Here is a 10,818-nt window from a genome sequence, read left to right as displayed (position 1 = left end):
GCCCGCCCCTGCACCCTTGAGCCGACGTCGTCAGTGATAACCTGTCCCGGCAATGTAATCGTACAGCACTTGCTCGTTGTTCAGCAATTCGTCGAGCCGGTGCTTGACCACGTCGCCGATGCTCACCACGCCGACAGTGGCGCCGCCATCCATGACCAGCACATGGCGCGTGCGCCGGTTGGTCATGGTCGCCATCACCGAGGGCAGCAAATCCTCTATCGAACAGGTCGCCACAGTGCGGTTCATGATGTCGGCGACCCGCATAATGGGCGCCTTGGTTCCGTGTTCAGCCACCGCATTGCAGCAGTCCCGTTCCGACAGCGTGCCCAGGCAATCCCCCCCGGGGAAACGGCTGACGACCACGAAGCCGATGTTGTTGTCCCGAAACAGCCGTAGCACTTCCGCCATCGTCTGACTTGGAGTGACCGAGATGACCTCGGGAGCCTTGGTCTTCAAGATTTGGCAGACCAGCATATGAGCCTCCTGTCTGCGCGCTCCGGCTTGCCAGCTGGCGCGCCTTTACGTTCGTCGGATATTCCGCCACCAGTTGTACCCCTGCGGCTCGCTCGTCTCGACCAGCACGTCCTGTTCGGTGTTCAGGCGTGCAGCGACCACGCCGCCGCCGGTCATCGCCTTGCCCGGCTTGCTGAGCAGATCGTCGCGCCCGATCACCAGGTCATGCGAGGAAAAACTCGAGAATTCGTACTGTTGGCCAAGCGCGATCGCGTCCGCCGGGCAGGCGTCCTCGCACAGCCCGCAGAATAGGCACCGGGCCATGTCGATCTCGAATTTTGCCGGGCGTCGGTTGCCCTTCTCGTCCTCGTAGGGGATGACTTCGATGCAGTAGCAGGGACAAATCCGCGCGCAGAGTTCGCAGGCCACGCATTTGATCTCGCCCTCTTCGTCACGCTTGAGGAAGTGATGCCCGCGGTAACGCGAATAGGGCAACCATTTTTCCTTGTCCGGATACTGCATGGTCACGGATTTGGAGAACATGTAGCCGAAGGTCAGCGCCAAGCCGTTCGCCAGATCGGCGAAGAACGCCCAGCCGATCCATGTTCCAATTCTGTCCAGTGCGCGCGACATCGTCGCCCCGCTGTGGAGCCGCTGCGGCCCCTAAAGGAAAGCAACACCGGTTATGATTATGTTCGCCATTGACAGTGGAAGCAAGACTTTCCACCCAATCGCCATCAATTGGTCGTAGCGGTAGCGTGGGAAAGTGAAGCGGAACCAGATAAACACATAAACGAAGAACGCGACCTTGAGCAGGAACCAAAGGATCGGTGGCAACGGGACCAGCACGCCGTTCCAGCCGCCGAAGAACAGGATCACCGCCAGGACCGACGTCAGAAGCATGATGGCGTATTCACTGACCATGAAGAACGCAAAGCGGATACCGCTGTATTCGGTATGGAACCCGGCCCCCAGGTCGCCTTCCGCTTCAGCCAGGTCGAAGGGAATGCGCTGCGCTTGGGCCAGCCCGGCGACGAAGAACACGAAGAACCCGACCGGTTGGTAGACGATGTTCCAGACATTGGCTTGCGCCCGCACGATCTCGAGCAGGCTCATGGATTGCGCAAGCATTACCACCCCGATGACCGCGAACCCCATCGGGATCTCGTAGCTGATCATCTGAGCGCAGGTCCTGAGGCTGCCCAGGACAGCGTATTTGCTGTTCGCCGCCCAGCCGCCGAAGATGACGCCATAGACCTCAATCCCGATCACCGCAAAGACGAAAAGGAGCGCCACGTTCATGTTGGAGACGTAAAGAGTGATCTCAGTGCCGAGGACCGAAACCGATTCGCCGAAGGGGACCGCGACGAACACCACGAAGGGCGGAGCGAGCGCCAGGATTGGCGCCAATTTGAACAGGAAGCGGTCGGCCTCGGCCGGGATGTGGTCCTCTTTGGTCAAGAGCTTGACCCCGTCCGCCACCGGCTGCAGCAGCCCATGCCATCCCACACGCATCGGCCCCATCCTCTGCTGGATGTGCCCCGCGATCTTGCGTTCCAGCCAGGTTAGCGGCAAGGGCAGCAGCAGCAAGATCGCAATCAGCAACGCGACCTTGAAGACGATCAGACCAAGAGCAACGACGAGTTCCATGATCCGAGGTCACTCGTTCAACGGGACGAGACCCGCGACCCGATTAGCACTGCGCAGTTGTCAGGTTGCGCGGGCATGGCAATTGCAAACGGCGGCGCAACTTGTGCGATGGTATCACAGCCTTACCGTCACTGCTACGATGTGTGCCGTTCGGCGCTTAAACGGGATGGCAGGGCGAAACGAACTGCCATTCAATATTGTCTCGTACATTTTCGATAGAGTGCTTATCCTTACGCCCGATCAACCGTGAAGCTCGTGTCGGAACGCAGCCTCAAGGCGACGCCCGCGCTTCCTGCCAGTTCTGCCTGCCACCTGGCGTTTGGGGACGAGTGCTGCGCGGCGCGGCAATAGCGTCAGAGGTGACCCATGCAGCTCATTTCAAAAGGCTTTGCGGACGGTACGACGATCCCGCGGCGTTTCACTTGCTACGGTCAGGACCTTTCCCCGCCGCTCGGCTGGACCGGCGCTCCGGCAGGAACCCGCAGTTTTGTCCTTCTCTGCGATGATCCCGACGCCCCGGCGGGGATCTGGCATCACTGGGCGGCCTATGACATTGCGGCCGATTGTATGGAGTTGGCCGAAGGCGCTGCCTGGCACCCCGGCAGGCAAGGCCTCAAGCAGGCAACCAATGATTTCCGGCGACCAGGTTACGGTGGTCCCTGCCCACCGCATCGCCACGGCGCACACCGCGATCATTTCCGGCTGCTTGCGCTGTCGATCGATCACCTGCCGCTCGGCAACGACCCATCGTGTCAGGGGGTCGAACGAGAAGCGCGCAGGCATCTCCTCGCCGAGGCGGTTCTCGTCGGAGTGTATGAGCGATGATAGTTCTTCGTTCGTGTGAACTCTGGCAAATTGACGAAGGCCTGCGAGTCATCACCATGCCAGCCCGCAGACGCGAAGCTAAATTTCGCAACTCAACGCTATTTGACTGCAGCGTCCAGGACCGAGTTCCATCTGCATACCATGCGATTTTTGCTGGTCTGTGCGCTGGCCTGCTCCTGGGCTGAAGATCACCGCTTGTTGGGTGGCCTAGAAAAGTTGTGACCTTCGTGCTACATATCCCTCTGATCTGTAGTGCGAAGGTGCCACAATGCCCACTCCTCACAATCCTCCAGCCGCCGTGAGACGCGCCTTGCGCAAGCTGGGCGCGGATATCCACGACGCACGGCGACGGCGCCGGCTCCCGATGGCAGTGATGGCCGAACGCGCCTTCACCTCGCGCTCGACCTTGCAGCGGGTCGAGGCCGGTGACACCAGTGTCAGCATCGGCATTTATGCCGCCGTTTTGCAGGCACTGGGCTTGCTCGATGGGCTGGGCCAAATCGCCGACATCGGCAACGACAGGGTTGGCCAAGCGCTGGCCACAGCGGAACTGCCCAAGCACGTCCACCTCAAGCGGTCGGCCGGGACGTTGCGCGATGGCTGACTTCGAGGTCCATATTGATCTTGGCGGCCGCACGCGCTCCGTCGGACTGGCGCGAAGCAATCGCGTCCGCGGCACGGAAACAATCCTCTTCGAGTATGACGGCGCCTGGCTCGAGGATCCAGACCGTTTCTCCCTGGAGCCAGCCCTCGCCCTCACCCGCGGCGCCTTTGCTCCCCTTGCCGGGCTGGCCACATTCGGCTCTATCGGCGACTCGGCTCCCGATACCTGGGGGCGACGCCTCATGCAGCGCTCCGAGCGGCGTGTCGCAGAACGTGAGAAACGTGCCGTTCGCACTCTGACCGAGAGCGACTACCTTCTCGGCGTTGCCGATGAAACGCGGCTTGGTGCCCTTCGATTTCGCCTGGTCGGTGCAGAAGCCTACCAGGCGCCGATCAGTACCGGTGTGCCTGCCCTCATCGAACTCGGCCGGCTTCTGCAGATCACCGAGCGAATTCTGCGCGACGAGGAGACGGACGAAGATCTCCAATTGATCTTCGCACCCGGCTCTTCCCTTGGCGGCGCGCGACCGAAGGCGTCGGTCATCGACCAACATGGCCACCTAGCAATCGCCAAGTTTCCCAAGGAAACAGACGACTACAGCATTGAGACCTGGGAGGAGATCGCGCTGCGACTCGCCAGCCTGGCCGGCATCACCACGCCCCAACATGAACTGATCGAAGTCGCCGGCAAGCCGGTCATGCTGTCGAGACGTTTCGATCGCGACGGCGCGGTCCGCATCCCGTTTCTGTCCGCTATGGCAATGATGGGCGCCAGGGACGGCGAGCGAGGCAGCTATCCCGAGATGGTCGATGCGCTGACGCAACATGGCGCGCAAGCAAAAGCCGACGCGCATGAACTTTATCGTCGAGTCGTCTTCAGCGTGATGATTTCCAATGTCGATGACCACCTGCGCAATCACGGCTTCCTTTGGTTGGGAAAGACGGGATGGTCACTTTCGCCTGCTTACGACCTCAATCCGGTTCCAACTGATCTCAAGCCGCGGGTTCTGACGACCAACATCGACCTCGACGAAGGCACGTGTTCGCTTGATCTGCTGGAGGCCGCGTCAGAGTTCTTCGCGCTTACGCTCGTGCAGGCGCGAATGATCATCAAGGAGGTCGCCACCGTGACGTCGACCTGGCGCGACGTTGCCAAAGCAGTGGGCGCGCGATCGGCTGAAATCAACCGCATGGCGAGCGCTTTCGAGCATGGCGATCTCGAGAGGGCGCTGGTGCTGTAAGGCCTTCTTTGATGTTCGACCGCCAGCCGCCATCCCGACCGCGTTGATATCGGACACCGTCGCGAAAGAATGCTCGCCTGCTAAGCGGGTCGAGGAGCTTGGCTTGCCACCGCCATGTTCTTTGCGAGCCCCACCAGACGCAGGACCGTGCGCTTTGGATTCGATCCGAGCCAGATACCCCTGATTGAGCTGACGTTGTTTTCACCGCCGAGCGGCCTCCAAAGGGCGCTATCGGTGGCGACTGTCCGGGCATAGCTTTCGTCGGCCAACGTGACGCCTTGACCGAGTTGCACCTTGAAGAGGACCGTCGCCTGGTTGGCGCGACACGTCTGAACGGCCGGACCGCCATCGGCCGCAATGCGTTCGAGCAAGCACAGATCCAACGGCGGTCCGTCCAGCCCGACCGGAACGAGCAGGGACATATCCGCAAGATCGGACCATGTGAGCACCGGCTTCGCGACGAGTGAATGGGCGGCCGGCAAGAGCACGAAAAGACGTTCCTGCCAAAACACCGCGCTGCTGCAGGATTTGGCGGCACCGATGTCGTGCGTGAACACACTGTCGAAGCGCCGCCGGTGTATGGCCGCCAGGCGCTGCCTGGCTGGAACATCCTCGATGATCAGCCTGACGTCCGGATGTTCGAAGCGGCATACCAGCGCGCTATCCGCTGCCCCTCCGCGACATTGCAAAATGCGTAAGCCAGCAGATCGCAAGTACGCCAGTCAAAACCCGCATCGACAAGGAAAGCCGCTTGTCACGCGTCGCCGCGATGATCGAAAACGGCAACGTCCATCTGCCGATGGATGCCCATTGGATAGACGACTTCCTGCTGGAGGTGCTCGCATTTCCGCATGGAAAGCACGACGACCAGGTCGATTCCATGACCCAGGCGCTGATCTGGATGAAGGATGATAAGCCAACAGGCAGGTTCTATGTCGGCAAATTCTGACGCGCTGCTCCAAAATCGGGGGGCTGCGCTCAATGTCTGCTTTGCGCCTGATGTCGGCCGTAGAGTCCTGCTTTGCCAATCCCTGAAAGCGGACATTGCCGGCAGTAATGCTGGATGTCGCGGTTGCGCCGGCGAGTTCAACCGGTCAACGCAACACCGCTCGCAATCTATCAGCCGGCGTTTCGAAGCCCAAGGTTTTTCGGCGGCCTCGACCAAGCCCATCATGTCTTGGCGACACAAATTCGCGTGGCAAGACGCCGACACATATAAAACGTCTAGAAGCTGGCTTATTTCCTGTAGATCAACAGCACGATGCCGCCGTGCTCGGAAAAGGTCTCGTGCTCGGCACCAACGGCCCGGATGCAATATTGACCGGCCGTGTAGGTGTTGTCCCGGTCGGAAAACGAGCCTTCCAGCACGAGCACTTCCTCGAGTTGATCGTGAGAGTGCATGGCCGAGCGAGTTCCGGGATCCAGTTTCATCAGGATCGTGGATTCGCCGCTGGCTTCATCCTTGTAGATTGCCTTCATGTAGACGCCCGGCTCGGCCTGCGTCCACTCCACCGAATTGAGGTCAATGAAGCGCGATCCACGTTCTAGGCGGTTTGTGAGCGCTTGAGTTGTCACCACCTGTCCTTTCCACATGCGGTTCGTTTTGGCTTATGAGGTAAACGAAGCGCAGCCGTATCGAGAGCGTTGGGCTTCGAGCCTGGGACTGTTCCTCTTTGTTCCGCCGAGGGGACGGAATTAGACGGCTGCCATGAAGCGGTGACCGTCATAGATCGCGGCGTGAATGTTTCGACTGGCTACCGCGTCACCGATCCTGAACAGTTGGAAATCGGCATCGGGATTTTTGATTTTTTGTTGCGGCTTAATCGCGACAAGGGCTTTGTAGTCGACTTCGCCCAGGTTCTTCGACAGCGGTTTCAGCGCGAAGTAAAGGTCTTCCATCGGCTTCGTGCCGTTTTCGATGACAACCTGGTCGACAATCTTCTCCGAGAATTCCTTCGTGTAATCATCGAGGAAGATCGCGGCAATCCTGTTGCCACGCCGCTCCAGCCGTTCAATGCGCAGATTCATCGTTACAGCGGCGTTAACCTTCTTCAGCGCTTTGAAATAGACGGGATAGGTCGTTGCCCCGATGTCCGGAGCCAACATTCTCGTTGGCGCTATGACCTCCAATTCGGCGCCTGTGCCTACGATGAATTCAGCTGCTGTCATCGCAGTTTGCGAGCCTCCATCATCGTATATCAGCACGGATTTGGAGGCCGGCACGCTTCCGCTCAGGATATCCCAGGTGGTGGTCGCCAGATCCTGACCATCGTGGAGGCAGTCCAGATTGGGCAGCCCCCCCGTGGCGACCACGACGACATCGGGTCTTTCATCCACCACATCACTTTCTTCGACGTAGCGATAGTATTCGATATCGACACCAAGTCGGTCGCATTCAGCCAAACGCCAATCGACAATGCCAAGGATCTCGCGCCGCCGCTTCAATGCCGATGTGATCAGGATCTGACCGCCGGCCCTGGGTCCAGCTTCGAAAACCTTCACCTTGTGGCCGCGCTCTGCGGCAACCCGCGCAGCCTCCAGGCCGGCGGGACCGGCGCCGACCACGACGACCTTCCGGGCCGGACCGTCGCTCCTTGCAATTGTGTGAGACAGAGTGGCCTCTCGACCGGTCGCCGCATTGTGCACGCAGGACGCCTGGCCTGGGTAGATCGAGTCGATGCAGTAGCCCATGCCGACGCAGGGCCGGATCTGGTCCTCGCGGCCTTCGATTATCTTTCGCGTGATGTGAGGATCCGCCATATGTGCGCGTGTCAGCGCGACCATGTCGAGCTTTCCGCTCGCGATCGCGTGGCGAGCGGTGGCAACGTCTTGAATTCTCGCGGCGTGAAATGTGGGAATACCCACCGCTTGCCGAACCTCGCCCGCAAAATCGAGATGCGGTGCCGATGGTTTGCCCATGCCAGGAATAACATGGCTCAGACCTTCGTCTCTCGAAGCGTGGCCTCGAATGACGTTGACAAAGTCGATCATTCCGCTGGCAGCCAGACGCTTTGCGATCTCTACGCCTTCGTTGGCGGTCAGCCCTCTGTGCAGGGCTTCGTCGCAGACCATGCGCACGCCAACGATGTAATCTTGTCCGATCCGTTTGCGGATTGCGGACAGGATATCCATGACCAGCCGCATTCTGTTTTCAAGCGATCCGCCATATTCGTCATCACGCCTGTTGGTCGCCGGTGACCAGGAATGCGCGATAAGATGTGAGGCGCATTCGAGCTCAAACCCATCAAGCCCCGATTCCTTCACGCGCTCGGCGCTTTCGGCGAAAGCTCTGATTACCCGCTCAAAATCCCAGTCTTCCATGGCCTTGGGAAACGCCCGGTGCGCAGGCTCCTGTATGTGGGAAGGATCGATCATCGGCAACCAATCGTCCTTGTTCCAGCTCGTTCGGCTGCCCAGATGGGTCATCTGGATCATCACCGCCGCGCCATGCGAATGCACGTCGTCGGCAAGCTCGCGCAGCCATTTCACGACTTCGTCTTTGTGAAGCTGGATGTTCCCGAAGGCCTGTGGGCTGTCGATGTCAACGACGGCCGATCCGCCGATCATCGTCAGCGCCATCCCTCCCTTGGCCTTTTCGGCGTGGTAGAGCCGATAGCGTTCCTTTGGAAGGCCGTCCTCAGTGTAGGCAGGCTCGTGCGATGTCGACATTATTCTGTTTCGAAGGGTCAGATGCTTGAGCTGGAAAGGCTGCAGCAGGGGATCGTTTGACATCTCTGGACTCGCTTAGGACGACTGCATCAGACCATTGCCGATTGGCACGCCGACAGGGTGAGCGAATTGCAGCGTCTTCCTCTCCATGGAGTTGGTAAACTGCAATTTTTTTCATGATAGCATTAGAAAAGAGTGCGGTTAGCCGTTTTGCTTTGGGCCAAGCCCGGTAAAAGTGATGATCAGTGTCAGTATATTTCGTGTGATCATCAAAAAATTTACTGGCATAAACCTCGCATAGTCGGCTGTCACTCGCCGACGCAGATCGACTACGGCGTGAATGTTGCTCTTGGAAGAGGTTGGATGGCTTTATGTCATCACGATAAATCTCTTCGGAGCCGCTCCTCTGCATGACCCTGCGCCGACGACCTCTCTTCGACAGCCGAGGACAATGCCGCCGTGATCTGCCGCAGCGAAACCAATCCAAGCGGCTTGCCAGGACCATCGACAACGATGGCTTCGTCCTGGGTTGAGTTCGTCAACTCTTTCGCAGCGGCGTCGAGCGTGGTGCCGGACTTCAGCGTCGGCAGCGATCTGGTCTCGGATTGCGGCGCGGGCTCCATGACGGCGTCGACCTTGATGAAGCGGCCGCGATTGACGTCCTTCACAAATCTCTCGATGTAGTCGTCAGCAGGACGCAAGAGGATGTCCTGGCTGTCGCCCTGCTGGATGATCGAGCCGTCCCGCAGGATGACGATCTGGTCGCCGAGCCTCAGCGCCTCATCGAGGTCATGGGTGATGAAGACGATGGTCTTCTTCAACTCGGTCTGCAATTCGAGAAGCATGGTCTGCATGTCGGTCCGGATCAGCGGATCGAGAGCCGAGTAGGCCTCGTCCATCAGCAGGATCGAGGCATTGTTGCTGAGCGCGCGCGCAAGCCCGACGCGCTGCTGCATGCCGCCCGACAGTTCGTTCGGATAACGCGTCTCAAAGCCGACGAGACCCACGCGATCGATCCAGCGCATGCCGATGTCGCGGCTCTTGGCCGCTTCGACACCGCGCACCTCCAGCCCGAACGTGACATTGTCGATGACGGTCCGGTGCGGCAGGAGGCCAAATCTCTGGAACACCATCGCCGTCTGGTTGCGGCGGAACTCCCGCAGCTCCAGCTCCGACATTTCGAGAACGTCACGCCCGTCGATCATGATCGAGCCGGACGTCGGCTCGATCAGGCGGTTGATGTGCCGGATCAGCGTCGACTTGCCCGAGCCCGACAGCCCCATGACGACCTGGATCTTGCCGGCCGGCATGGAGATGTTGATGTTGTTCAGCCCCAGAATGCACCCATGCATCTTGCTGAGTTCGGCCTTCGACAGCCCGTTGCGGACCGCATCGACGTACCGCTCCGGAGATTTGCCGAATATCTTGTAGAGGTCACGGATTTCGATTGATGCGTTGTTGCTAGTCATGTGCTGCACCCCGATGCTTCTGCAGGCGGTGCCCGTAGGCCTGGCTGATGCGGTCGAAAATGATCGCGATGCCGACGATGGCAAAGCCGTTGAAGATGCCTTGGGTGAAGTACTGGTTGGCGATGGCCTGCAGAACGTTGAGGCCGAGCCCCTGGACGCCGATCATCGAGGCGATAACCACCATGCCGAGCGCCATCATGATCGTCTGGTTGATGCCGGCCATGATGGTCGGCATGGCGAGCGGGATCTGCACTTTCCAGAGCTTTTGCGAGCGCGAGCAGCCATAAGCATCGGCCGCCTCCAGGACCTCCTTGTCGACCAGGCGGATGCCAAGGTCGGTGAGGCGGATGATCGGCGGGATGGCGTAGATCACCACCGCGATGAAGCCCGGCACGCGGCCGATGCCGAGCAGCATGACGACCGGAATGAGATAGACGAAAGGCGGCATCGTCTGCATGACGTCGAGCAGCGTCTGCATGACCCCGCCAACGCGCTTGTAGCGGTTCATCAGGATGCCGAGCGGCATGCCGATGGCAATGGCGAAGATGGTCGAGGTGAAGACAAGCGAGATCGTCTTCATCGCGTCCTGCCACAGGCCAAGAAGGCCGATGGCGATAAGCGTGCCGACGACGGCGGCGACCACTGCCCAGCGCCGTGCCGCAAACCAGGCGATGGCAGCCAGGGCGAGCACGACCAGCGGCCAAGGTGCGTTCGAGATGGTGTTTTCGAAGAAGATGAGAACGCGCAGCAGCGGATAGAAGAAATCTTCGATCGATTGACCGTAGCCGCGCGTCAGCGCCTTCAGGGCGCCGTCGATGCCCCGCTTGACCGCAAGCAGGAATTCAGGGTCGAGTTGAGGGAATTTGAAAAGCCAATCCATATCGCGATGCCTCAGCGCAAATTCACCT

12 protein-coding genes are annotated in these 10,818 nt (G+C 59.8%); 4 read left to right on the top strand and 8 right to left on the bottom strand.

Translation table 11 applies throughout. The features are described 5' to 3' along the window. Positions 1-30: 30 nt before the first annotated feature. The 3 genes from D3227_RS36725 to nuoH are packed head-to-tail and all read right to left on the bottom strand — an operon-like array spanning position 31 to position 2,103. Complete coding sequence (locus tag D3227_RS36725; protein ID WP_120019005.1) at positions 31-474, bottom strand: CBS domain-containing protein; 444 nt, start codon at positions 472-474, stop codon at positions 31-33. Positions 475-519: 45 nt separating this feature from the next. After that, a complete protein-coding gene (locus D3227_RS36720) occupies positions 520-1,086 on the bottom strand; it encodes an NADH-quinone oxidoreductase subunit I (RefSeq protein WP_120019004.1) in 567 nt (188 codons plus the stop codon). A gap of 30 nt (positions 1,087-1,116) precedes the next feature. Then, the gene (gene nuoH, locus D3227_RS36715) at positions 1,117-2,103 is read right to left on the bottom strand and encodes an NADH-quinone oxidoreductase subunit NuoH (RefSeq protein WP_120019003.1); all 987 of its coding nucleotides are present in this window, start codon (positions 2,101-2,103) and stop codon (positions 1,117-1,119) included. A 366-nt stretch (positions 2,104-2,469) separates the two neighbouring features. On the opposite strand from nuoH, the gene D3227_RS36710 reads away from it, so the two are divergent. The 3 genes from D3227_RS36710 to D3227_RS36700 all read left to right on the top strand — a co-directional run bounded on the left by D3227_RS36710 (position 2,470) and on the right by D3227_RS36700 (position 4,772). Next, entirely contained in the window at positions 2,470-2,928 is a 459-nt protein-coding gene (locus D3227_RS36710; protein ID WP_120019002.1) for a YbhB/YbcL family Raf kinase inhibitor-like protein, read from the top strand. Between the two features lie 268 nt (positions 2,929-3,196). Further along, on the top strand, positions 3,197-3,532 hold the full coding sequence (locus tag D3227_RS36705; RefSeq protein WP_120019001.1) for a helix-turn-helix domain-containing protein: 336 nt from the start codon (positions 3,197-3,199) through the stop codon (positions 3,530-3,532). After that, the gene (locus tag D3227_RS36700) at positions 3,525-4,772 is read left to right on the top strand and encodes a type II toxin-antitoxin system HipA family toxin (protein ID WP_120019000.1); all 1,248 of its coding nucleotides are present in this window, start codon (positions 3,525-3,527) and stop codon (positions 4,770-4,772) included. Before D3227_RS36705 ends, D3227_RS36700 begins: the two co-directional genes overlap by 8 nt. Positions 4,773-4,852: 80 nt before the next feature. Here the strand turns inward: D3227_RS36700 and D3227_RS36695 are convergent, their stop codons facing one another. Beyond that, the gene (locus D3227_RS36695) at positions 4,853-5,461 is read right to left on the bottom strand and encodes a LysR substrate-binding domain-containing protein (RefSeq protein ID WP_245452086.1); all 609 of its coding nucleotides are present in this window, start codon (positions 5,459-5,461) and stop codon (positions 4,853-4,855) included. Between D3227_RS36695 and terL the strand changes: the two genes are divergently transcribed. Beyond that, a complete protein-coding gene (gene terL, locus D3227_RS36690) occupies positions 5,422-5,721 on the top strand; it encodes a phage terminase large subunit (RefSeq protein WP_120018998.1) in 300 nt (99 codons plus the stop codon). The two genes, D3227_RS36695 and terL, sit on opposite strands and share 40 nt — an antisense overlap. A gap of 287 nt (positions 5,722-6,008) precedes the next feature. Here the strand turns inward: terL and D3227_RS36685 are convergent, their stop codons facing one another. The 4 genes from D3227_RS36685 to D3227_RS36670 form a co-directional block, all read right to left on the bottom strand. Then, complete coding sequence (locus D3227_RS36685) at positions 6,009-6,365, bottom strand: cupin domain-containing protein (RefSeq protein ID WP_120018997.1); 357 nt, start codon at positions 6,363-6,365, stop codon at positions 6,009-6,011. A gap of 102 nt (positions 6,366-6,467) precedes the next feature. Next, complete coding sequence (locus D3227_RS36680; RefSeq protein ID WP_120018996.1) at positions 6,468-8,504, bottom strand: NADH:flavin oxidoreductase; 2,037 nt, start codon at positions 8,502-8,504, stop codon at positions 6,468-6,470. 314 nt (positions 8,505-8,818) lie between these two features. Continuing rightward, complete coding sequence (locus D3227_RS36675) at positions 8,819-9,910, bottom strand: quaternary amine ABC transporter ATP-binding protein (protein ID WP_120018995.1); 1,092 nt, start codon at positions 9,908-9,910, stop codon at positions 8,819-8,821. Then, positions 9,903-10,790, bottom strand: a complete 888-nt coding sequence (locus D3227_RS36670; protein ID WP_120018994.1) for an ABC transporter permease — start codon at positions 10,788-10,790, stop codon at positions 9,903-9,905. Before D3227_RS36670 ends, D3227_RS36675 begins: the two co-directional genes overlap by 8 nt. Positions 10,791-10,818: the final 28 nt, after the last annotated feature.

Origin of the sequence: Mesorhizobium waimense (assembly GCF_003601975.1) — a bacterium.
In the GTDB taxonomy this organism is placed as follows: Bacteria; Pseudomonadota; Alphaproteobacteria; order Rhizobiales; family Rhizobiaceae; genus Mesorhizobium; species Mesorhizobium waimense.
This window is presented reverse-complemented; position numbering and strand designations above follow the sequence as displayed.